The following is a 21,000-nucleotide window of genomic DNA, read 5'->3' as shown; positions in this document are numbered from 1 at the left end:
AGGTTTCGCATGCTCGCCCGCAACGCGGAGTCGCTGTACTGGATCGGCCGGTACGTCGAACGCGCCGACGACACCTCCCGGATCCTCAACGTCTCGGTCCACCAGCTGCTCGAAGACGCGACCGTCGACCCGGACCACGCGAGCCGCCAGCTCCTGGCCGTCCTGGGCATCGACCCGGCGGGCGCGCAGGAGCTCGACGTGTGGAAGCTGACCGAGCTGGTGGCGTACGGGAAGGACAACCCGGCGTCGATCGTCGGCTCGATCAACTCGGCGCGCGAGAACACCCGCGGCGCCCGCGAAGTCGTCTCGACCGAGCTGTGGGAGTGCTTGAACGCCACCTGGAACGCGGTGCCCGACCGGCAGCGCTACGCCCGGCGCGCCGGGCCGCACGCGTTCCTTTCCTTCGTCGAGGAGCGCGCGGCGATGTTCGCCGGGCTCGCGGATTCGACGATGTCGCGGGACGACGGCTGGCTGTTCATGGTGCTGGGCCGCTCGATCGAACGCGCCGACATGGTGGTGCGGCTGCTGCTGTCCCGGGTCGCGGACCGCGCGTCCTCGCCCGGCTGGATCACCGTGCTGCGCTCGGCCGGCGCGCAGGACACCTACCTGCGGACGTACCGGGGCGCGCTGGACGCCGGCCGCGTCGTGCAGTTCCTGTTGCGGGACACGCTGTTCCCGCGCTCGGTGTTCCACGCGCTGCGGCAGGCCGAGGAGTGCCTGCAGCGGCTCGACCCGGGCGGCGGCTCGCGCAGCAACGAGAAGTCCGAGGCCCTGCGCGAGCTCGGCCGGGCCCGCAGCGAGCTGGAGTTCCTGCGCCCGTCGGAGCTGCTCACCGACCTGCCGCGGCGGCTCGCGGCGTTGCAGACGTCGATCAGGGAAATCGGGGAAGCGGTGTCGTTGCAGTACTTCAGCACGTCACCGTGGGTGGCGTGGAGCGGTGCGGAGGTTTCGCTGTGACGTGGCAGCTGCGGGTGGCGCACCGGACCGGGTACCGGTACGCGACACCGGCGACGCAGTCGTACAACGAGGCCCGGCTGACCCCGCGCTCCGACCGCCGCCAGACGACGGTGGCGACCCGCATCGAGACGGCCCCGGCCACCCGCGCGTATCGGTACACGGACTACTGGGGCACGGTCGTGACGTCGTTCGACCTCCACGCGCCGCACACCGAGTTCACCGTGCTGGCGACCTCGGTGGTCGAGACGGCGGACGAGGCCGAGCCGATCCGCACGGCGTCGTGGAAGGACCTGCGGTCCGAGACGGTGATCGACCACCGCACCGAGTACCTGAGCCCGACCGACTACACCCCGCGCGACGCCGAGCTGGCGCGCGAGGCCCGGGCGCTGCGCACCGGCCTCGACCCGGCGGACGCCGTACTGGCGGTGTGCGCGTGGGTGAACAAGCAGCTCAAGTACCAGCCGGGCACCACGGGCGTCCACTCGACGGCGACGGACGCCTGGCAGGCGCGTGAAGGCGTCTGCCAGGACTTCGCGCACGTGACGCTGGTGATGCTGCGCGCCATCGGCGTCCCGGCGCGGTACGTGTCGGGCTACCTGCACACGAAACCGGACGCCAAGCTCGGCGAGGTGGTCGAAGGCGAGTCCCACGCGTGGGTCGACGTGTGGACCGGCGGCTGGTGGGCGTACGACCCGACGAACGCGATCCCGGTCGGCCCGCGGCACGTGTGGGTGGCCATGGGCCGGGACTACGCGGACGTGGCCCCGTTGAAGGGCATCTTCACCGGCGGCGGTCAGTCCACTTTGGACGTCTCGGTGCAGCTGACCCGGTTGGCTTAGAGCAGGAAGGTCCCGCCCGCGGCTTCGGCGAGGTCCGCGCCGAGGGCTGACGCCGGGGTGTGCGCGCCCGGTTTGCCTTCGCCGCGGGCCAGGCGGGCTGCCGTTTCGGCCACCACCGCCGCGGTGAAGTCCATGGCTTCGCCCGCGCGGAGCCAGCCTTCGCGCGTTGTCCCGCCGGGCCAGGTCACGACGGCGTGTCCCCAGGTGTGCGTGCGGGGGCGGGGTGCCGCCTTCGTCCGGATCGCGGCGAGCCGCCGGACGGCGAACCGGCGTACGGCCGGGATCGACACCACCCGGCCGAGCAGCGGGAGCAGGGCCCGGACCACCGGGGCGGTCGGGGCGAGCCCGGAGTAGACCGTGACGTCCGGTGTGCCGCTCGCGCGCCGGGCGGCGATCAGCTCACCCGAGTCGATGCCTGCCACCTTCGCCGTCTCGCCGTCCGGCAGGACGAGGGTGCGCGGGCGCGCGCCCCCGGCCGAGACCGCGGTCATGGCGTCGACGATGCTGGCGGCGAGCGCGACCCCCACGGCCCCCTCTTCGACGGCGACGGAAGCCAGCGCGTCGACCTGCACGTGGCTCGGCGTGGGCCGCCCCTCGCACAGCTTGGCGACGACGGCCTCGGTGGCCAGGACGCCGAACCCGGCGCCGGTCACGAACGTGCTGGCGCCGCCCACGGCCTCGTCGTGCAGGTCGAGCAGCCGCTGGACCGCGACCGGGTCCGCGGCCATGTCCACGTAGTGCCCGCCGGGCAGGCCCGCCCGCGCGATCGTCGCCGCCGTGGCGGCGTACTCGCCGATCGTGTTGATCACGACCGTCGGCCGCTGCCGCCGGATCTCCGCCGCGATCGCCTCGACGCCGTCCGCGACGACGTACTTCGAGCCGGTCGCTGCCAAGCGTTCCCCGTTGCGCCCGACCAGTACGGCAGGCAATCCGCGCGCAGTCAGTTCGGCGGTGATGGCCCGGCCGGTGCGACCCAAAGCGCCGAGTACCCAGATCTCCATGTCGACTCCCGTGATGTCTCAGTGTGTCATCATCGAGGCTAGCATGTGATGACACACTGAGACATCAGTTAGGCTGGGGCGTGGCCAGATGGGATCCCGGGACCGCGGACCGGCTGCGGAAAGCCGCGCTGGAGCTGTACGCCGAACACGGCTACGACGCCGTGACGATCACGCAGATCGCCGAGCGCGCCGGGATCACGCGCCGCTCGTACTTCCGCTACTTCCCCGACAAGCGCGAAGTCCTCTTCGCGGGCGCGGAACAACTGCCGCCCGCGGTCGCCGAAGCCGTGCTCGCCGCCGAAGAAGGCGAGTCACCTTTGCGCACGATCCTCGCCGCGCTGGCCGACGTCGGCACGCGGATCACGCAGGTCGTCGACCCCTCGCCCGAACGCCGCGCCATCATCGCCGCCACGCCCGAGCTGCGCGAACGCGAACGCAGCAAGGCCGCGGCGATCACCACCGCGATGCAGGACGCCCTCGAACGGCGGGGCACCGCTCCCGAGCTGGCGAGACCGGCGGCGCAGGTGGCGGCGATCGTCTTCGGCGACGCGTTCGACCGCTGGATCGACTCCGACGGCGGAAGGAGCTTCCCGGCCTGCCTCGACGAGGCCGCCTCGGCATTCCGGGAAGCCTGCCGCTAGCCGCGGGCGTGCGCGTCCAGGATGTGCGCGACGGCCTCGGTGACCTGCTGCGCGTACTCCAGGTGCAGCCACTCGTCCGGCACGTGGATGTTCGAGTCGGCCCCGCACGCGCCGGTGACCAGGAACTGCGCGTCCGGGTACTTCCGGGAGAGCAGGCCCATGAACGGGATCGAGCCGCCCATGCCGGTCGCGCGGTGGGGGCGGCCGAAGACCTCGTCGCCGACCGTGCGCAAGGCCGTCGTCAGCCACGGCGATTCGGCCGGTGCGTTCCAGCCGTTCTCCGCCTGGGGTGCGCCGAGCGTGACCTTCGCGCCATAGGGCACGTCGGTGGTCAGGGCGCGCTTCACGGCTTCGAGCGCCTTCTCGGCGTCGGCCGTCGGCGGGAGGCGGAAGCTCAGCGTCAGGGTGGTGCTCTCACGCAGGACGTTGCCGGCGTCGGCCGGCTTCGGGAAGCCGTCGGCGCCGATCACCGACAGCGTCGGCCGCCACGCGTTGTTGAGCATCAGCTCCAGCGCGTCCTCGGTGATCACGCGGCCGCCTTCGACCAGCGGGAACGCCTTCGACAGCGCCTCCGGGAACTCCTCCGAGACGGCCTTGAGCTCCGAGAGCCGGTTCGCCGGGACGTCGACCTTGAGCTCGTCGAGCAGCAGTTCGCCGGTCGCGCTGTCCTCGAGGCGTTCGATCAGGTGCCGCAGGATCCGGAACGAGCTCGCGACCACACCGGACGCGATGCCCGAGTGCTGGGCCGCGCCGAGCAGCTGCACGGCGACGTCGAGGTGCAGCATCCCGCGCAGGCTCGTGACCAGCCACAACCGCTCGTAGTCGCTGCCGCCGGCGTCGAGGCAGATCACCAGCGAGACCTCGCCGATGCGGTCGGCCAGGTGCTCGACGTAGGCGGGCAGGTCAGGGCTGCCGGACTCCTCGCCGGTCTCCAGCAGCAGCACGATGCGGGCGTGCTCGCCGCCGGCCGCGTGCACGGCCTCGATCGCCGTTGTCGCCGCGTAGCCGGAGTAGCCGTCGTCGACCGAGCCACGGCCGTACAGCCGGCCGTCGCGGATCACCGGCGTCCAGGGGCCGAGGCCTTCGGACCAGCCGCCGACCGGGGGCTGCTTGTCGAGGTGGCCGTACATCAGGACGGTGCCCTTGTCCGCCGCGCCCGGGGTCGCCGGGACGTCGACGAGCAACAGCGGAGTCCGGCCTTCGAGCTGCACGACCTCCAAGCTCGCGCCGGGCAGGTCGCGCCCGGCGATCCACGCTCGGACGTGCTCGACGGCGGCGGCGAGGTGGCCGCTCTTCGCCCAGTCGGCGTCGAAGGCCGGGGACAAGGCGGGGATCGCCACCAGTCCGGACAGGCTCGGGATGACGTCGCCGGTCCACGACGCCACTACGGATTCACGCACGGATTTCTGCTCCACGCGGCCATCGTGCCACTGTGACAACCGGGGCTTCGCCCCGAGCCGGGGGCTTCGCCACCCGGACCCCCGGAAAAGCCGCAGGTGGTCCGACAGTGCGAGACATCACAGCGTCGTCACCGGCGAGCGTGATCGCGTGATCACCCGAGGGCGCCACGCCTGGTGAGCGCGCGCGTCGATTCCCTACTCTCGTAGGTCCGATGCTCGGGCTTCCTAACGTTTTCCCAGTTCAGAGCCTATTTCTCAGCAACAAATCAGCAACCGCGTCTCACCAAAGCGGTGACCTTCGTGCCAGGATGTCGGCGTGAACCGTCAACGCCGACGGTGACCGAGCGCTTCGGACCCGATGCGCTGGTCCCCGCCGGTGCAGTCGCTGTGGTCGCCACAAGCGGCCGCCAGAGGCACCGACACCGAGGAGTACTGCGCATGCCGTCCGAACAGTGGACGCACCCGGAGCCCGGAGACGGGCCGGCCGCCGTAGCGGCCCAGCCGTCCCCCGAGCAGGTGATCGCCGGATTGCGGGCAACCAGCGAAGGTGGCGCTGAGCTGACTCAGCTGCTCACCCCCGAAGGCGAACGGGTCCCCTCGCCCCAGTTCGACAAGTACGTCGAGGACGTCGACGCCGAAGCGCTGCGCGGCCTGTACCGCGACATGGTGCTGGTGCGGCGGGCGGACCGCGAGGCCAACGCCATGCAGCGCCAGGGCCAGCTCGGCATCTGGGTCCCGCTGCTCGGCCAGGAAGCCGCGCAGATCGGCTCCGGCCGGGCGCTGAAGAAGAACGACATGGCGTTCCCCAGCTACCGCGAGCACGGCGTCGCGTACGCGCGCGGGGTCGACATGAAGGACCTGCTGGGCATCTTCCGGTGCACCGACCACAGCGGCTGGGACTACCAGGGCCACGGCTTCCACCCGTACACCATCGTGATCGGCAACCAGGTGCTCAACGCCGCCGGTTACGCGATGGGGCAGAAGTTCGAGGGCAAGGTCGGTGACGACGACGGCGAAGCCACCATCGTCTACTTCGGCGACGGCGCCACTTCGCAGGGTGACGTCCACGAAGGATTCGTCTGGGCCGCCGTCTACGACGCGCCGCTGGTGTTCTTCTGCCAGAACAACCAGTGGGCGATCTCCGAGCCGACTGAGCGCCAGTCGCGCCTGCCGCTGTACCAGCGCGCCCGCGGCTACGGCTTCCCCGGCATCCGCGTCGACGGCAACGACGTCCTGGCCTGCTTGGCGGTGTCGCGCTGGGCGCTCGACGAGTGCCGCCACGGCAACGGCCCGGTGCTGATCGAGGCGTTCACCTACCGGATGGACGCGCACACGACGACCGACGACCCCACCCGTTACCGGCTCTCCGACGAGCTGGAGGAGTGGAAGCTCAAGGACCCGATCGAGCGCGTCCGCGCCTACCTGGCCCGCAACGGCTACGCCGACCACGACTTCTTCGACAGCGTCCAGGCCGAGGCCGACAGTTTCGCCGCCGACCTGCGCGAGTACACGTTCAACATGCCGGAGCCACCCCCGGAGCGGATCTTCAGCAACGTCTACGCCGAGGGCAACCCGGTGCTGGACGCGCAGCGCGAAGAGTTCCTGTCCTACCTCGACGGCTTCGTATCGGCGGGTGAGCACTGATGTCCGACCTCCAGAAACTCACCATCGGCAAGGCCCTCAACCTCGGCCTCCGCCGCGCGATGGAAGAAGACCCGAAGGTCCTGATCATGGGGGAGGACGTCGGCAAGCTCGGCGGCGTCTTCCGGATCACCGACGGCCTGCAGAAGGACTTCGGCGAGCAGCGCGTGCTGGACACGCCGCTCGCGGAGTCGGGCATCATCGGCACCGCGGTCGGGCTGGCCGTGCGCGGCTTCCGGCCGGTGTGCGAGATCCAGTTCGAGGGCTTCATCTTCCCCGGCTTCGACCAGATCTCCTCGCAGCTGGCGAAGCTGCACTACCGGACGCAGGGCAAGGTCAAGATGCCCGTCGTGATCCGGGTGCCGTTCGGCGGCGGGATCGGCGCGGTCGAGCACCACTCGGAGTCGCCGGAGTCGCTGTTCGCGCACATCCCGGGCCTCAAGGTCGTGTCCATTTCGAACGCCGTCGACGCCTATTGGGGCATCCAGCAGGCGATCAGGTCCGATGACCCGGTGCTGTTCTTCGAGCCGAAGCGGCTGTACCACTCGGGTGCGCTGCGGGCCGAAATCGACGTCACCGGCACGCCGGCGCAGGTGTTCTCGTCGCAGGTCGTCCGCGAAGGCACGACGGCGACGGTCGTCGCGTACGGCCCGTCGGTGAAGGTCGCCCTCGACGCGGCCGCCGCGGCCGAGGACGAAGGCAAGTCCCTCGAGGTCATCGACCTGCGCACGCTCTCGCCGCTGGACCTCGGGCCGGTGTTCGAGTCGGTGCGCAAGACCGGACGGCTGATCGCGCTGTCGGAGGCGCCGTCGGAGTCGTCGCTGACGTCGGAGATCGCCGCGCGCGTCCAGCAGGAGTGCTTCTACTCGCTGGAGGCGCCCGTCCTCCGGGTGACCGGGTTCGACACGCCGTACCCGCCGGCCAAGCTCGAGGAGCACTACCTCCCCGACCTGGACCGGGTGCTGCACGCCGTCGACCGTTCGCTCGCCTGGTAAGGGGGATTTCCGCGCAATGCCCACGTACAAACAATTCCCCCTGGCCGACACGGCGGAGGGGCTGACCGAAGCCGACATCCTGAACTGGCACGTCCAGCCGGGCGACACGGTGACGGTGAACCAGATCGTGGTCGAGATCGAGACCGCGAAGGCCGCCGTCGAGCTGCCGATCCCGTGGGCCGGGGTCGTCACGGAGCTGCACGTCGAGCCGGGGCAGACGGTGGAGGTCGGCACGCCGATCCTCACCATCGACGTCGACCCCGGTGGTGCGGCCGCGCCTGCTCCGGCGGCCGCCGCTCCCGCTCCCGCCGAGGCGGAAGAGGAGATGAAGCCGCTGGTCGGGTACGGCTCTAAGGCCGTGGTCACGCAGCGGCGGGCCCGCAAGGGTGCCGCTCCGGCGGCTCCGGCTCCGGCGGCTCCGGCTCCGGCGGCTCCGGCTCCGGCGGCTCCGGCTCCGGCGGCTCCGGCTCCGGCGGCTGCTGTCGCCGCTCCTCCGGCGCCTGCTCCGGCCCCGGTCACGGCTCCGCGCGGTGGGTACGTCCCGCTGGCCAAGCCGCCGGTGCGGAAGCTCGCGAAGGACCTCGGCGTCGACCTGCACGCGCTGACCGGCACCGCCGAGGGCGGCGTGATCACCCGCCAGGACGTCGAGCAGGCGGCCAACGGCTCGGCCCCGGCCGCCGCGGTCGCATCCACCGTGGACTCCGGGTACGACCCGGCCACCCGGGAGCGGCGCGTGCCGATCAAGGGCGTCCGGAAGATGACCGCGGCCGCGATGGTGCAGAGCGCGTACACCGCTCCGCACGTCACGGAGTTCCTGACCATCGACGTCACGCCGATGATGGAGTTCCGCGAGAAGCTGAAGAAGTCGCGGGAGTTCGCCGGGGTCAAGGTCACGCCGCTGACGTTCGCCGCGAAGGCCGTGTGCCTGGCGGCGAAGCGGACGCCGGACGTCAACGCGGTCTGGGACGAACAGGCGCAGGAGATCGTCTACAAGGACTACGTGCACCTCGGGATCGCCGCGGCCACGCCGCGCGGCCTGATCGTGCCGAAGGTCCGCGACGCCGATTCGATGTCGCTGAAGGAGCTGGCTCAGGCCCTGACGGCCCTGACCGACACGGCCCGCGAGGGCAAGACGTCCCCGGCGGACATGGCGAACGGCACGATCACGATTACGAACGTGGGCGTGTTCGGCGTCGACACCGGAACGCCGATCATCAACCCGGGCGAGTCCGCGATCCTGTGCCTCGGCGCGATCAAGGACCAGCCGTGGGTGGTGGACGGCGAGATCAAGGTCCGCAAGGTGCTCCAGCTGTCGCTGAGCTTCGACCACCGCGTGGTCGACGGCCAGCAGGGCTCGGAGTTCCTGGCCGACGTCGGCGCGCTGCTGGCCGACCCGGCGATGGCCATGACCTACTGAAGTTCCGCAGGTGGAGGGCCGTCCCGGAGTACCGGGGCGGCCCTCGCTGTTTTCGCCGTCGGCGTATTCGTTTGACGGAGTGAGCACTCACTCCGCACACTGGTGCCATGACACCAGCACCCGAGACCCGGCGCAGAGCGCCGAGCATGAGCGCCGAAGACCGGCGCAGCATGATCGTGCACGCGGTGCTGCCGCTCCTGATGGAGCACGGCACAGGCGTCACGACCAGCCAGATCGCCCGCGCCGCCGGCATCGGCGAGGGCACCATCTTCCGCGCGTTCAAGGACAAGGACGAGCTGATCGACGCCTGCACCGCCGAGGTGCTGCGCCCCGACCACGTCCTCGACGCGATCGCCGAGATCCCCATCGACCAGCCTCTGGCGGACCGGCTCGTCGAGGCCGCCGAAGCGCTCGGCGCCCACTTCGAGCGGATGGGGGCGCTGATGGGCGCCCTGCACGCGTCCGGCCGCGTCAAGCACCGCGACCCGGAGCAGCGCCTGAAGAACCGCACGATGAAGGGCGGCCGCAGCGAGTCGATGGCCGCGATGCGGGGCGCGATCACCGAACTGTTCGAACCCGAAAAAGACCGGCTGCGGCTGTCCCCCGAGCAGCTCGCCGCGCTGTTCCTGACCCTGCTGTTCGGCGGCCGCCGGATGGCCCCGATCGACGACGCCCCCACCACGCGCCAGGTGGTCGACGTCTTCCTGCACGGCGCCGTGGAGGCCGAGTGATCCCGGGCGGTGGGGGCGGCATGGAGTTCATGCTGGCTCGGCGAGGACGGCGGCGGCACGCCGTGACCGTGCCGGAGAGCGGGCTCACCGGGCCCGTCGACATCCCCGAACCGAAGCAGGACGACCAGCCGAAGGACCTGCGCTCCCGGCTGCGGCGCGCGAAGACGTCCGTCGCGGGCACGGTCCGCGGCCTGCCGAAGGTCGTGAAGCTGACGTGGCAGGCCAGCCCGGTCCTGACGATCCTCCTGGCGCTGATCACGCTGCTGTCGGGGCTCCTGCCGACCGTGACCGCGTACGTCGCGAAGCTGCTCCTCGACTCCGTCGTCGCGGCCATCCAGGGCAAGGGGACCACGGGCGACATCGTCAACGTCGCGCTGTTCCAGTTCGGCGTGCTCGCCGCGACCGCGATCAGCAGCGCGCTGACGTCGATCGCGCAGTCGCTGCTGCAGGAGCGCATGACGCTGACCATCCGCCACCAGGTGATGGCGCACGCGAGCGAGCTGCACCTGGCGTACTTCGAGGGGTCCGCGTCCTACGACATGCTGCGCCAGGCCGCGCAGGAGGCCCCGACGCGGCCGCTGTCGATGATGAACTCCGCGCTGGGGCTCGTGCGGACGCTGATCACGTTCGGCAGCATGATCGCGCTGCTCGTTTCGATCAGCCCGCTGCTGGCGCTGGTCGCGCTGGTGGCGCCGATCCCGGCGTTCATCTCGCAGTCCAAGTACGGCTCGCGCGCGTTCTGGCTGACGTTCCTGATGTCGCCGATCAAGCGGCGGATGGACTACCTGTCGTCGCTGGTCACGACGGACACCTACGCCAAGGAGACGAAGCTGTTCGGGCTGGGCCCGTACTTCGTCGACCGCTTCCGCCGGCTCGGCGTCGTCTCGTACGAGCGGCAGCGGAAGCTGACGATCAACCGCAACATCAGCTCGACGGCCTGGGGGCTGCTCAGCACGCTGGCGGGTTCGGCGATCGCGCTGTACATCGCCCTGGAGGCGGTCGGCGGCCGGCTGACCCTCGGTGACCTGGCGTTGTACACGGCCGCGGCGACGTCCGTGCAGACGTCGGTGTCCGGGCTGTTCACGGCGTTTTCCGGGATGTACGAGAACAACCTGTACCTGGACACGCTGTACCGGTTCCTGGACACGAAGCCGGAGATCACGGCGCCGGCGTCACCTCGGCCGTTCCCGTCCGTTGTGGACGGTCACATCGAGTTCGACTCGGTCACGTTCGCGTACCCGGGTTCGGAGGAGCCGGCGCTGGAGGACGTCAGCTTCGAGATCCGCCCGGGCGAGACGGTGGCGGTGGTGGGCCGCAACGGCGCGGGCAAGTCGACCCTGTTCAAGCTCCTCTGCCGGCTGTACGACCCGACCGGCGGCCGCATCCTGCTGGACGGCGTGGACATCCGCGAGTACGACCCGGACGAGCTGCGCACGAGGATCAGCGCGATGTTCCAGGACTACGTGACGTACCAGGGAACGGCGGCGGAGAACATCGGCCTGGGCGACCTCGCGCGGCTGGAGGACCGGCCCCACATCGAGGATTCGGCCCGCCGGGCGGGAGCGGACGAGCGCATCGAGCGGCTGCCGTCCGGTTACGACAGCCCGCTGGGGCGCTGGTTCGACCAGGGCGTCTCGCTGTCCGGCGGTGAGTGGCAGAAGATCGCGCTGGCGCGGGCGTTCCAGCGGGAGGCGCCGATCTTGATCCTGGACGAGCCGACGTCGGCGTTGGACGCGCAGGCCGAGCACGACCTGTTCTCGCGGTTGCGCGAGTTGTCCGAGGGGCGGACGACGTTGTACATCTCGCACCGGTTCTCGACGGTTCGGCAGGCGGAGCGGATTCTGTTGCTGGAGCGCGGGAAGGTTGCGGAGTACGGGACGCATGAGGAGCTGATGGCGGCTAAGGCCGGGTACGCGGACTTGTTCACGCTGCAGGCGCAGGCGTACCTGGACGAGGTGCCGGTCAAGGGATGAGCACGACCTTGCCGACCCCCTCGCGGCTCTCGACGCGCGCGTGCGCGGCGGCGACGTCGGCGAGGGGGTAGGTCCGGTCGATGACCGGGGGCAGCGTGCCGTCCGCGACGAGGCCGAGCGCCTCGGCGCGGTCGGCCGCGACCCGCTTCCCATAGGCGTCGGGCCCGCCGAAGCCGATCAGGGTGATCCCGCGGGCGATGAGGCCGGCCACGGGGAAGACCGGGAATTCGCCACTGAGCATGCCGTAGGCGAGGATCCGCGCGTGCGGTGCGAGCTTCGCGGTGAGCTCAGCCGCGCGCGGGCCGCCGATCGACTCGAAGACGACGTCGATGCCTTCGGGCACCTGCTGCCGCCAGTCCGGGTCGCGGTGGTCGATGTCGGCTTCGGTGTTCCCGGCGGTCGTGACGACCCGGGCGCCTCGCTGTTCGGCCAGCCGGGCCAGGAACCCGCCGATGGCGCCGGACGCGGCTTCGACCAGCACGGTTTCGCCTGCTTTGACGTCCGCGGTCTTGATGAGGGCGAGCGCCACCGAGGCCGGAACGGCAGCGGCGACGGCCAGCTCGGGCGAGAGGCCGCCGGGCACGAGCGCGTACTGGCTCGCGGCGACGACCTCGGCGTACGCGCCGCCGGTGTAGGACATGGTGACGACCCGCTTCCCGCGCAGGTTCGGGTCATCGGCGTCGAGGACGATCCCGGCGGCCTCGTGCCCGAAGACCGACGGCGGCCCGGCCGGGATCAGCCCGGACCGCAGCTGCGTCTCGTAGAACGGCACGCCGATGGCCTCGGTCCGGACGAGGACTTCGCCGGGGTTCCGCGCCGGTTCGGGCCGGTCTTCGACCACGAGCACTTCCGGACCACCCGTGCCGTGCTGCACGACTGCGCGCATTGCCACCCCTTAACTGGACCACCGGTCAACTTACGGTCGCCTACTATATGGACCGTCGGTCAAGTTGTCGAGGAGTGGTCATGGAACGCGCGGACGCGGCCCGCAACCGCCGCGCGATCCTGCGCGCGACGGAGGAGTTGTTGTCGACGCACGACCTCGCCGACGTATCGATGGACCGCGTCGCGGCCGCGGCCGGCGTGGGCAAGGGCACGGTGTTCCACCGCTTCGGCAACCGCGAAGGCCTGATGCGCGCGCTGGTGGAGTCGCGGGTCGAGGAGTTGTCTGTCGCGTTGACCTCGGGCCCCCCTCCCCTCGGCCCAGGCGCACCCCCCGCTTCGCGCTTGGCGGCCTTTTTCGACGCGGTGGTGGAGCTGGCTTCCCGCAACGTGAAGGTGATGGCGGCGTTCGAGCAGGCGTCGACGGACCGCCTGAACAGCCCGGTGTACCGGTCGTGGCACGCGCACGTGTCGGGGCTGATCGCCTCGGCGTCACCTTCGCTCGATGCCGACCTCGTGGCGCACCTGCTGCTGGGGTCGTTGCACAGCGACCTGATGCTGCGGTTCTTGAAGACGGGCGAGACGGACCGGCTGGCCACGGGCCTGCGGTCGATGGTCACGACGTTGCTGCGCTGACCCGGGAGCAAATCGGACAGGCTGCTCGTTGTAGGGGGTATGGCTGTCGCGTTCCTGCTTTACGTCTTCGCCGAGATCGCCGCGATCTGGGCGGTGGGTTCGGCCGTCGGCGTGCTCGGCACGCTGGGCCTCCTCCTGGCGGGCGCGGTCCTGGGATCGTGGCTGGCCCGCCGCGAGGGCGGCAAGGCCATGAGGGCCTTCATGGCCGCAGCCCGTTCAGGGCGCCCGGCGGAGAAGGAACTCACCGACGGGATGCTGGTCGGGCTGGGTGGGGTGCTGATCCTGGTGCCCGGGTTCGTTTCGGACGTGCTGGGTTTGCTGTTGATGCTGCCGCCGTCACGGGCGGTGGCGCGGCGGTGGTGGTTGAAGCGGATGGAGAAGCGGGCAGTCCGGTTCGCCAACCAGCGGCGGGGGCCGGTGATGGTGGTGGACAGCGAGGTCGTGTCGTCCGATGAGCCGCGGCGGGACCAGCCGCAGGTGATCGAGGGGCGGATCATCGAAGGCTGACCCCGGAATGCAAGTCCCGGTGGTACGCCAGGTACTCGTCTTTGATCCCGTGCCCCGGGAGTTCAAGCAACTTGCCGGCTGGAACACCCTCCCGCAGCACGGTGCGGTCCTCCGCAATCACGACCGCACCGCGGTCGAACTGCACGTGGCAGTTGGGACAGAGGCAAAGCACGTTGGATGCGAAGTCGGGGCCGCGGTGCAAGCCACCGAGAGCCTGGATGTGCGCACCTTCTGAATAGCCCTGGCCATCCCCAAGGGACAACCGGGTGTTGCAGAGTTGACACGTGTGGTCGTAGAACTTTTTGACGTCCTCAGAGACCTTCGTGGAACGAACTATGCGTTGCGTTATGACGGCCTTGCGCCCAGGTTGGGCGTTGCCCACGGAATGACTGGGCTCCGACGGCAGCAAGTAGTCACCGACCGGGAAGTTCACATCAGCGGCACTACTGGCTTTGACCAATTGGAACCGGCACACGAGGTAGTCACCTCGGCCCCGCACCAGCGCTGCGTCCTCGACCCGAAACAAACCGTCGTAGCGGTAACCCTGATTGGGCGCGTGGGAAGACTTCGTGTCCGCGCCACGCACAACTCGCACTAGCGCTCCGGTTTCTCTGCTCGTCAAAAGGGCAGCATTGCCGGGATCCGCGAACGTTTGGTCGGCGTTCTGCCGACCGCCGCTGTTCCGCCCTCCGTGACCGGTGTAGATCAGCTCATCCCCGCGGTCATCGTCGTCTTCGTAGCCGCCTGACGACACGATCGACTCAGCACCCCGCGCACCGGTTCCGGTGATGCCAGCTTGCAGGGCGCGGTGCACGCCACTCGCCGCCACCTCGGCCCGACTCGCGAAGGTGGTGCCTTCCGGACACCCAGCGACTTCGCCGTAGACACGCGCATTGCTCGCCGGCTTACCCAGAGCTTCACGGAAGAAGAAACCGAGTTTGGCCAGATACGCCGCAACATCGCGGCTTGCATCGGTGAGCGCCGGCGGTCGGGGCGAATGCGCCAGCGCAAATCCGTGAGCCGAACGAGCCAAGGCGTCTGAGTCGTACAGCTTGCCCCGGTACACGACGACGTACCTCGACGCCGCTGCGGACCCATACCTGCCCAGGAAGGCCTCGCGTCCGAGGTCGTCAAACTCCTCGATGGCTTTGAGGACGTGCTCCTGGTGGACGTCGGTCAGACTCATGGATCCACACTAAAGGCGGACACCGACAGTTTGCTGTCACCAGTCCGGAACAGCTAGTCCACGGCGGAGTCAGGGAGCATGACCTCAGAGAAGGCGAGGGCTTTCCGGCGGTAGGGCCGGGGCAGTGTGGCGAGGCGGTTCTCGGGCCAGATGTCGTCTCGGTCGTTGAGGATCAACTCACCGTCGCGGCGGATGAGCCAGATCGTTTCCATGCCGGAAAGCACCGCGTCGCCGGTGACCCTGTCCAGCAGGCCGGTGACCAGCCGGACCAGCTCGTCCTGTTGTTCGGGAATCCGGTCGTGTTTGTAGATGCCGAACCCGATGGCCACCGTCGGAGTGATTCCCAAGTCCGTCACCACTGGTGACCAAGGCGCGGGGTTGCGTTCGTAGACCCGGACCCACGTGCGGAGAGGGGTTACCGCTCCGTCGCGGGATACCTGCTCTGGCGTGACCGACCCTTCGAAGAGCCGCAACGGACGACCGGCATCGAGCAGAGCGCGTGCGACCTGCTCCGGCGACGATGATGTCGCCATTTCGAGATCGTAAGAAATAGCCATTCGAGCTAGTCCACGGATGGCTTCGGGATGTCGAAGTAGCTGCTGAACCGCACCGCCGGGGCGTACTCGCCCTTCACCTTCACCCGGCCCGTCACGAACATCGCCGCTACCGCTGCATTGCCCGTGGCCATCCGGATGAAGTCGTCCACCGAGAGCGTGATCGTTGTGTCCGGGGTCCGCGACAAGTCTGCCGAAGACACGCACACGCCGTCCTCGATCACTGTCTGGAAACGGTCGTAGCCATCTTCTCCCGACCCCTCCGAGAAACGCCAGGAAACGACGAAATCCACATGACGGGCCCGGGCCGGTGAGAAGTGCTCCGACATTCGGCGGAATATCTCGTCCAGGAACACCGATCGCAGTTCCGGATGCGAAGCGATCGCCTTCAGTTGCTCCCGGGAGGCCCGGCGGACCACGTCCACCAGGACGTCCGTCGACAACGAGCTCAGCTCGATGCCCGCCCCCGCGGAACCCAGCATGTGCAGGGTTTCCAGCACCTGGGTGAACTGGGCGGGGGTCAGGCGGTCGATGACCAGCTTCTCCGCGAACGCGTTCACCACGTGACCACCGCGAACAGTGCGGGGGCGGCGCCATCTTGCGTTTCGGGGCACGGCCGGACTATACGGGGTGTGGTAAGTCGAAGAAACCGATCAAGCCCGCCGCGAAGGCCAGGTCGCCTTTTACCTTGATTCTTCCCGTGACGAACAACACCGCCGGGGTTGCTTGGTGGGTGATGAGCCGGAAAAAGTCGGCCGGGGCGATGGTGATGGTGACTCTCGCCGGCGAGTGCATCTCGCGACTGACCGTGCACGAGCCGTGCGAAATGGCCGTCTCGTAGCGGTCGTAGCCGCCTTCTCCGGTGCCGCCGGACAGGCGCCAGTGGACCACCGCGTGCAGGTCGCGGGCTCGGTCGGGCCTGATGTGGGCGCCCATGCGGGCGAAGATCTCGTCCAGGACGCGCTCGCGCAGGGCCCGGTCCGCGACGACGCTCTCCAGCTGGGCGCGCGACGCCGAGGCCACCAGGGACGCGAAGCGGGCCGGCTCGACTTTGCTCAGGTCGAACGCCGGAGCTCGGGACGCCAGCGCGAGCAGGGCCTTCAAGAACCGGCTGAAGTCGTCCTTGCGGAGTTCGCCGGCGTCCACGGCTTCGGCGAGCTCGTTGACGTCGAGGGCGTGGGCCTCCGGGCTCAGCGGGTCGAGCCGCTCCAGGGCGTCGAGCAGCGCCGCCCCGCGGAGGTCCGCGATCCGATCCGCGCTGGTCATCCCGGCGTTTTCGGCCATGGTCACCCCTCTCCCGGTTACTCATGCGTAAGGCTACCCGTCAGTAGGTAGGCGGGCAAGCGTGCCGAAATCACCCGCGCGGGGCAACGCCCGGTACCGTCTCCGGGCAGCAACGAGGAGGTCGAGCGTGTCAGAGGAAGATCAGCGTCCGCCCGAACGGGCCAGGCGGCTGCCGCGTGCGGTACGCGAGCGGCAGATCCTGGACGCGGCCGTCCAGGTCTTCTCGCGGCACGGCTACCACGCCGCGTCGATGGACGAGATCTCCGACGTCGCCGGGGTCTCGAAGCCGATGATCTACACCTACCTCGGCTCGAAGGAAGACCTCTTCGGCGCGTGCATCCGCCGCGAGGCGACGCGCCTGCTCGAGGCCATCCAGGCCGGCGTGCAGCCCGACCTGCCGCCGGACATGCAGCTCTGGCACGGTCTGCGGTCCTTCTACCGCTTCGTCGCCGAGTACCGCGAGTCCTGGACGGTCCTGCACCGCCAGGCCCTCACCGTCGGCGGGGCCTTCGCCGCGGAGATCACCGACATGCGGGCGCGCGCGATCCAGCTCGTCGCCGCGCTCGTCGTCTCGGCCGGCACCCGCAAGGGCGTCGGCGAGCAGGCCGAGTTCTCCGGCGAAGGGCTGGCCGCGTCGCTGGTCGGCGGGGCCGAGTCGCTGGCCGACTGGGCCCTCGACCACCCCGACATCTCCGACGGCGTCCTCGCCTCCTGGCTGATGAACCTCGTCTGGCTCGGCTTCAACGACCTCATCGAGGGCGCCGTCTGGAAGCCGTCAGAGTGAGCTGATCGTCCCCTCCAGGTGCGGCTTGGACCCGCTCCACAGTTCGAAGGCCCAGCCCTCCGAAGTGGACCAGGACGTGAACGCGGCCTTGGCCGGCAGCAGCACCGGCTGCTTGAAGCGGACGTCCACGGTGAACGCCTCCGGCAGCCGGCCTTCGAACGCGGCCAGCGCGTGGGCCTTCGTCCACATGCCGTGGGCGATCGCGCGGGGGAAGCCGAACAGGCGGGCCGTCAGCGCGTGCAGGTGGATCGGGTTGCGGTCGCCCGAGACTTCCGCGTAGCGCCGCCCGATGTCGCCCGGGACGCGCCAGATCGCATCCGGGGTCGGCGGGGCCAGCTGCTCGCGTCGCGCGGAAGACCCGGAACCAGAACCCCGACGCAGGTACGTGCTGACGTCGGTCCACACGAGGTGATCACCGACCCAGGCCTCGCTGATGACGTCGAACTGACGGCCCTTCTCGTGCGGACGCAGGTTCTCCGCCCGCACGCGCACGGTCAGCGGCTCACTCACCCGCAGCGCGCGGTGCTGGGTGATCCGGTTGCTCAGGTGCACCATGCCGAGCAGCGGGAACGGGAACCCCGGCTCGGTCATCAGCGCCATCTGCAGCGGGAACGCCAGCATGTGCGGGTACGTCGCCGGCAGCTCGTCGCTCAGCCGGAAGCCGCACACGGTGTTGTACGCCGCCAGGTGCGCCGGGTCGACGACGACGCCGGTGCGGACCAGCTCGGTGTCCGGCAACTCGGACCCGGACGGCTTGCGCAGGACCCCGCCGAGCAGGGCCTTCGGGTACAGCGTGGCCAGGCTCGGCGTGCTGTCGAGTTCGCGGATCGCCACGTCACGCCCCCAGCAGGGCCTGGCCGCAGACGCGGACCACGTTGCCGTTCACCGCGGCGGACGCCGGGTTCGCGTACCAGGCGATCGTCTCGGCGACGTCGACCGGCAGCCCGCCCTGGCCGAGGCTGGACAGCCGACGGCCGGCCTCGCGGATGAACAGCGGCACCGCGGCCGTCATCTTGGTCTCGATGAACCCGGGCGCGACGGCGTTGATCGTGCCGCCGTACGCCGCCAGCTGCGGCGCGCCGACGTTCACCATGCCGATCACACCCGCCTTCGACGTCGCGTAGTTCGTCTGGCCGACGTTGCCGGCGATGCCCGCGATCGACGAGACGCCGATGATCCGCCCGTTCTCGTTCAAGACGCGGTCCCCGAGCAGCTTGTCGTTCACCGCGAGCTGCGAGGCCAGGTTCACCGCGATCACCGAGTCCCAGGCGCTCTCGCTCATGTTCCCCAGCGTCTTGTCGCGGGTGATCCCGGCGTTGTGCACGACGATGTCGACGCCGCCGTGCCGCTCCTTCAGGTACTCCGCGAGCTTCGCGGGCGCGCTCGGCGAAGTGATGTCGAGCTGCAGCGATGACCCGCCGACCTGGTTGGCCACCTTCGACAGGTCGCCGCCCTGGGCGGGGATGTCGAGCGCGACGACGTGCGCGCCGTCGCGGGCCAGCACCTCGGCGATCGCCGCGCCGATGCCGCGGGACGCGCCGGTGACCAGCGCGACCTTGCCCTCGAGGGGCTTCTCCCAGTTCGCGGGCGGAGACGCCGTCTTGCCCTCGGTGCCGATCCGGATCACCTGCGCGTCGACGAACGCCGACTTCGCCGAGAGCAGGAAGCGCAGCGTCGACTCCGTGGCCTCTTCGGCGCCGTCAGCGACGTACACCAGCTGGGCGGTCGCGCCGCGCTTCAGCTCCTTGCCCACCGAACGGATGAACCCTTCGAGCGCGCGCTGGGCGATCCGCTCGCGGCCTTCGACCTGCTCCGGCGGCGTGCCCAGCACGACGACCCGGCCGGACGGGCCGACGCTGCGGATCACCGGGTGGAAGAAGTCGTAGACCTCGCGCAGGCGCGCGGGGTCGGTGACGCCGGTGGCGTCGAAGACCAGCGCCGCGTGCCGGTCGGCCGGGGTGGCGATCACCTCGATGCCCGCGTCGGCCAGCTGGTCGCGCAGGGTCTTCTCCAGCCGTCCGCCGGGCGCGGCGCCGAGAAGTGCGGGACCCTCGAGGGCGGGCTGCCCGGGCCGGTACCGGCGCAGCGTCGCGGGATTCGGCAGGCCGAGCTTCGGCACCACGAACTTCCCCAACGGGGTTTTCGTGAACTGCTGGTACCTGTCAGCCATCGGTTGCCTCCCGTGCCGTCTGCGTCACGCCGCAGTCTAACCTACTCCTGAGTAGGTTACAGTGTGCAGGAGCCGACCAGAGAGGTGAAGTTCATGCCGCCGAAGAAGACACCCGCCGTGCGCAAGGTCGCGATCATCGGGGGCAACCGGATCCCCTTCGCGCGGTCGAACGGTCCGTACGCGAAGGCGTCGAACCAGGACATGTTCACCGCCGCCCTCGACGGCCTGGTCAGCCGCTTCTCGCTGCAGGGCGAGGTGATCGGCGAGGTCGCGGCCGGCGCCGTGCTCAAGCACTCGAAGGACTTCAACCTGGCCCGCGAGAGCGTGCTGGGCAGCAAGCTCTCGCCCGCGACACCGGCGTCCGACGTCCAGATGGCGTGCGGCACCGGCCTGCAGGCGATCGTCAACGTCGCCAACAAGATCGCGCTCGGCCAGATCGACTCGGCCATCGCCGGCGGTGTCGACACCACCAGCGACGCGCCGCTCGCCGTCAACGAGGACCTGCGCCAGATCCTCATCCAGCTCAACGCCGCGAAGACGCTCGGCGACCGCCTCAAGCTCGTCGCGAAGATCCGCCCCGGGCACATCGTCCCGGCGATCCCGCGCAACGAGGAGCCGCGCACCGGGCTGTCGATGGGCGAGCACGCCGCGCTCACGGCGAAGGTTTGGGAGATCACCCGCGAGGCGCAGGACGAACTGGCCGCGAGCAGCCACCAGAAGCTCGCCGCCGCCTACGAGCGCGGGTTCTTCGACGACCTCGTGACGCCGTTCCTGAAGCTGGCGCGCGACCAGAACCTGCGGCCGGACTCGACGGCGGAGAAGCTCGCCAAGCTCAAGCCGGCCTTCGGCGGCCCGGACGGCACGATGACGGCGGGCAACTCGACGCCGCTGACCGACGGCGCGTCGACGGTCCTGCTCGCCACCGACGAGTGGGCGAAGGCGCACAAGCTGCCGGTGCTGGCGTACCTGACGTTCTCGCAGACCGCGGCCGTCGACTACGTCCACGGGGACGAGGGCCTGCTGATGGCGCCCGCCTACGCCGTGCCCCGGATGCTCGCGCGCGCCGGGCTGTCCCTGCAGGACTTCGACTTCTACGAGATCCACGAGGCGTTCGCGTCGCAGGTGCTGGCCACGCTCAAGGCGTGGGAGGACCCGGTGTTCGCCAAGGAGAAGCTGGAGCTGGACGAGCCGCTGGGCGCGATCGACCGGGCGAAGCTGAACGTCAACGGCTCGTCGCTGGCGGCCGGGCACCCGTTCGCCGCGACCGGCGGCCGGATCGTCGCAACGCTGGCCAAGCTGCTGCACGAGAAGGGGTCCGGCCGCGGCCTGATCTCGATCTGCGCGGCCGGCGGCCAGGGCGTCACCGCGATCCTGGAGAAGTAGCTTTCACGCGCAGAAGGGC

Annotated in this window: 21 protein-coding genes; 12 read left to right on the top strand and 9 right to left on the bottom strand. The window is 70.0% G+C overall.

The genetic code is table 11. The features are described from left to right. The first annotated feature begins 9 nt into the window (after positions 1 to 9). Positions 10 to 957 (top strand): alpha-E domain-containing protein, encoded by a 948-nt coding sequence (locus tag IE317_RS23890; RefSeq protein WP_191313562.1) that lies wholly within the window; start codon positions 10 to 12, stop codon positions 955 to 957. Beyond that, a complete protein-coding gene (locus IE317_RS23885) occupies positions 954 to 1,796 on the top strand; it encodes a transglutaminase family protein (RefSeq protein WP_191313561.1) in 843 nt (280 codons plus the stop codon). Before IE317_RS23890 ends, IE317_RS23885 begins: the two co-directional genes overlap by 4 nt. Here IE317_RS23885 and IE317_RS23880 read toward each other — a convergent pair. Beyond that, positions 1,793 to 2,797 carry a hypothetical protein gene (locus tag IE317_RS23880; RefSeq protein ID WP_191313560.1) on the bottom strand — a complete coding sequence of 335 codons (1,005 nt, stop codon included), beginning with the start codon at positions 2,795 to 2,797 and terminating at the stop codon, positions 1,793 to 1,795. The two genes, IE317_RS23885 and IE317_RS23880, sit on opposite strands and share 4 nt — an antisense overlap. Before the next feature lie 80 nt (positions 2,798 to 2,877). On the opposite strand from IE317_RS23880, the gene IE317_RS23875 reads away from it, so the two are divergent. Beyond that, on the top strand, positions 2,878 to 3,438 hold the full coding sequence (locus tag IE317_RS23875; RefSeq protein ID WP_191313559.1) for a TetR/AcrR family transcriptional regulator: 561 nt from the start codon (positions 2,878 to 2,880) through the stop codon (positions 3,436 to 3,438). On the opposite strand, the gene IE317_RS23870 is transcribed toward IE317_RS23875, so the two are convergent. Beyond that, positions 3,435 to 4,853, bottom strand: coding sequence for a M20/M25/M40 family metallo-hydrolase (locus IE317_RS23870; RefSeq protein WP_191313558.1), 1,419 nt, complete (start codon positions 4,851 to 4,853; stop codon positions 3,435 to 3,437). The two genes, IE317_RS23875 and IE317_RS23870, sit on opposite strands and share 4 nt — an antisense overlap. Before the next feature lie 423 nt (positions 4,854 to 5,276). On the opposite strand from IE317_RS23870, the gene pdhA reads away from it, so the two are divergent. The 5 genes from pdhA (at position 5,277) to IE317_RS23845 (ending at position 11,595) form a co-directional block, all read left to right on the top strand. Beyond that, positions 5,277 to 6,482 carry a pyruvate dehydrogenase (acetyl-transferring) E1 component subunit alpha gene (gene pdhA / locus IE317_RS23865; RefSeq protein ID WP_191313557.1) on the top strand — a complete coding sequence of 402 codons (1,206 nt, stop codon included), beginning with the start codon at positions 5,277 to 5,279 and terminating at the stop codon, positions 6,480 to 6,482. Beyond that, positions 6,482 to 7,474, top strand: coding sequence for an alpha-ketoacid dehydrogenase subunit beta (locus IE317_RS23860; RefSeq protein WP_191313556.1), 993 nt, complete (start codon positions 6,482 to 6,484; stop codon positions 7,472 to 7,474). Before pdhA ends, IE317_RS23860 begins: the two co-directional genes overlap by 1 nt. Before the next feature lie 16 nt (positions 7,475 to 7,490). Beyond that, positions 7,491 to 8,891 (top strand): dihydrolipoamide acetyltransferase family protein, encoded by a 1,401-nt coding sequence (locus IE317_RS23855; RefSeq protein WP_191313555.1) that lies wholly within the window; start codon positions 7,491 to 7,493, stop codon positions 8,889 to 8,891. 146 nt (positions 8,892 to 9,037) lie between these two features. Further along, positions 9,038 to 9,622 carry a TetR/AcrR family transcriptional regulator gene (locus IE317_RS23850; protein WP_191313608.1) on the top strand — a complete coding sequence of 195 codons (585 nt, stop codon included), beginning with the start codon at positions 9,038 to 9,040 and terminating at the stop codon, positions 9,620 to 9,622. A 20-nt stretch (positions 9,623 to 9,642) separates the two neighbouring features. Next, complete coding sequence (locus IE317_RS23845) at positions 9,643 to 11,595, top strand: ABC transporter ATP-binding protein (protein WP_191313554.1); 1,953 nt, start codon at positions 9,643 to 9,645, stop codon at positions 11,593 to 11,595. Here the strand turns inward: IE317_RS23845 and IE317_RS23840 are convergent. Beyond that, a complete protein-coding gene (locus tag IE317_RS23840; protein ID WP_229902886.1) occupies positions 11,585 to 12,481 on the bottom strand; it encodes a quinone oxidoreductase family protein in 897 nt (298 codons plus the stop codon). The genes IE317_RS23845 and IE317_RS23840 overlap by 11 nt on opposite strands. A gap of 80 nt (positions 12,482 to 12,561) precedes the next feature. Here IE317_RS23840 and IE317_RS23835 point away from each other — a divergent pair, with 80 nt between their 5' ends. Next, positions 12,562 to 13,113: a TetR/AcrR family transcriptional regulator gene (locus IE317_RS23835; protein ID WP_191313553.1), complete on the top strand. Its 552-nt coding sequence runs from the start codon at positions 12,562 to 12,564 to the stop codon at positions 13,111 to 13,113. A gap of 39 nt (positions 13,114 to 13,152) precedes the next feature. Next, positions 13,153 to 13,620 (top strand): FxsA family protein, encoded by a 468-nt coding sequence (locus IE317_RS23830; RefSeq protein ID WP_191313552.1) that lies wholly within the window; start codon positions 13,153 to 13,155, stop codon positions 13,618 to 13,620. On the opposite strand, the gene IE317_RS23825 is transcribed toward IE317_RS23830, so the two are convergent. The 4 genes from IE317_RS23825 to IE317_RS23810 form a co-directional block, all read right to left on the bottom strand. Then, positions 13,607 to 14,806 (bottom strand): YDG/SRA domain-containing protein, encoded by a 1,200-nt coding sequence (locus tag IE317_RS23825; protein ID WP_191313551.1) that lies wholly within the window; start codon positions 14,804 to 14,806, stop codon positions 13,607 to 13,609. The two genes, IE317_RS23830 and IE317_RS23825, sit on opposite strands and share 14 nt — an antisense overlap. Positions 14,807 to 14,859: 53 nt before the next feature. Further along, entirely contained in the window at positions 14,860 to 15,363 is a 504-nt protein-coding gene (locus IE317_RS23820) for a SitI3 family protein (RefSeq protein ID WP_191313550.1), read from the bottom strand. A gap of 5 nt (positions 15,364 to 15,368) precedes the next feature. After that, positions 15,369 to 15,920 (bottom strand): SCP2 sterol-binding domain-containing protein, encoded by a 552-nt coding sequence (locus IE317_RS23815; RefSeq protein ID WP_191313606.1) that lies wholly within the window; start codon positions 15,918 to 15,920, stop codon positions 15,369 to 15,371. 61 nt (positions 15,921 to 15,981) lie between these two features. Beyond that, the gene (locus tag IE317_RS23810; protein WP_191313549.1) at positions 15,982 to 16,644 is read right to left on the bottom strand and encodes an SCP2 sterol-binding domain-containing protein; all 663 of its coding nucleotides are present in this window, start codon (positions 16,642 to 16,644) and stop codon (positions 15,982 to 15,984) included. A 127-nt stretch (positions 16,645 to 16,771) separates the two neighbouring features. Between IE317_RS23810 and IE317_RS23805 the strand changes: the two genes are divergently transcribed. Continuing rightward, positions 16,772 to 17,428: a TetR/AcrR family transcriptional regulator gene (locus IE317_RS23805; RefSeq protein ID WP_043787198.1), complete on the top strand. Its 657-nt coding sequence runs from the start codon at positions 16,772 to 16,774 to the stop codon at positions 17,426 to 17,428. Here IE317_RS23805 and IE317_RS23800 read toward each other — a convergent pair. Beyond that, positions 17,420 to 18,262, bottom strand: coding sequence for a MaoC family dehydratase (locus IE317_RS23800; protein ID WP_191313548.1), 843 nt, complete (start codon positions 18,260 to 18,262; stop codon positions 17,420 to 17,422). The two genes, IE317_RS23805 and IE317_RS23800, sit on opposite strands and share 9 nt — an antisense overlap. Before the next feature lies 1 nt (position 18,263). Further along, positions 18,264 to 19,598 carry a 3-oxoacyl-ACP reductase gene (locus tag IE317_RS23795; protein WP_191313547.1) on the bottom strand — a complete coding sequence of 445 codons (1,335 nt, stop codon included), beginning with the start codon at positions 19,596 to 19,598 and terminating at the stop codon, positions 18,264 to 18,266. Positions 19,599 to 19,691: 93 nt separating this feature from the next. Between IE317_RS23795 and IE317_RS23790 the strand changes: the two genes are divergently transcribed. Beyond that, on the top strand, positions 19,692 to 20,981 hold the full coding sequence (locus tag IE317_RS23790) for an acetyl-CoA C-acetyltransferase (RefSeq protein ID WP_191313546.1): 1,290 nt from the start codon (positions 19,692 to 19,694) through the stop codon (positions 20,979 to 20,981). Positions 20,982 to 21,000: the final 19 nt, after the last annotated feature.

The sequence above is a fragment of the Amycolatopsis bullii genome (assembly GCF_014654205.1).
Classification (GTDB): Bacteria; Actinomycetota; Actinomycetes; order Mycobacteriales; family Pseudonocardiaceae; genus Amycolatopsis; species Amycolatopsis plumensis.
This window is presented reverse-complemented; position numbering and strand designations above follow the sequence as displayed.

What these genes read in the sequence shown, in the direction of transcription:
- IE317_RS23890 (WP_191313562.1), top strand. Translation starts at nt 10, where the DNA reads ATGCTCGCCCGCAACGCGGAGTCGCTGTACTGGATCGGCCGGTACGTC.
- IE317_RS23880 (WP_191313560.1), bottom strand. Translation starts at nt 2,797, where the DNA reads ATGGAGATCTGGGTACTCGGCGCTTTGGGTCGCACCGGCCGGGCCATC.
- pdhA (WP_191313557.1), top strand. Translation starts at nt 5,277, where the DNA reads ATGCCGTCCGAACAGTGGACGCACCCGGAGCCCGGAGACGGGCCGGCC.
- IE317_RS23860 (WP_191313556.1), top strand. Translation starts at nt 6,482, where the DNA reads ATGTCCGACCTCCAGAAACTCACCATCGGCAAGGCCCTCAACCTCGGC.
- IE317_RS23855 (WP_191313555.1), top strand. Translation starts at nt 7,491, where the DNA reads ATGCCCACGTACAAACAATTCCCCCTGGCCGACACGGCGGAGGGGCTG.
- IE317_RS23850 (WP_191313608.1), top strand. Translation starts at nt 9,038, where the DNA reads ATGAGCGCCGAAGACCGGCGCAGCATGATCGTGCACGCGGTGCTGCCG.
- IE317_RS23845 (WP_191313554.1), top strand. Translation starts at nt 9,643, where the DNA reads ATGGAGTTCATGCTGGCTCGGCGAGGACGGCGGCGGCACGCCGTGACC.
- IE317_RS23840 (WP_229902886.1), bottom strand. Translation starts at nt 12,481, where the DNA reads ATGCGCGCAGTCGTGCAGCACGGCACGGGTGGTCCGGAAGTGCTCGTG.
- IE317_RS23835 (WP_191313553.1), top strand. Translation starts at nt 12,562, where the DNA reads ATGGAACGCGCGGACGCGGCCCGCAACCGCCGCGCGATCCTGCGCGCG.
- IE317_RS23830 (WP_191313552.1), top strand. Translation starts at nt 13,153, where the DNA reads ATGGCTGTCGCGTTCCTGCTTTACGTCTTCGCCGAGATCGCCGCGATC.
- IE317_RS23825 (WP_191313551.1), bottom strand. Translation starts at nt 14,806, where the DNA reads ATGAGTCTGACCGACGTCCACCAGGAGCACGTCCTCAAAGCCATCGAG.
- IE317_RS23820 (WP_191313550.1), bottom strand. Translation starts at nt 15,363, where the DNA reads ATGGCTATTTCTTACGATCTCGAAATGGCGACATCATCGTCGCCGGAG.
- IE317_RS23810 (WP_191313549.1), bottom strand. Translation starts at nt 16,644, where the DNA reads ATGGCCGAAAACGCCGGGATGACCAGCGCGGATCGGATCGCGGACCTC.
- IE317_RS23795 (WP_191313547.1), bottom strand. Translation starts at nt 19,598, where the DNA reads ATGGCTGACAGGTACCAGCAGTTCACGAAAACCCCGTTGGGGAAGTTC.
- IE317_RS23790 (WP_191313546.1), top strand. Translation starts at nt 19,692, where the DNA reads ATGCCGCCGAAGAAGACACCCGCCGTGCGCAAGGTCGCGATCATCGGG.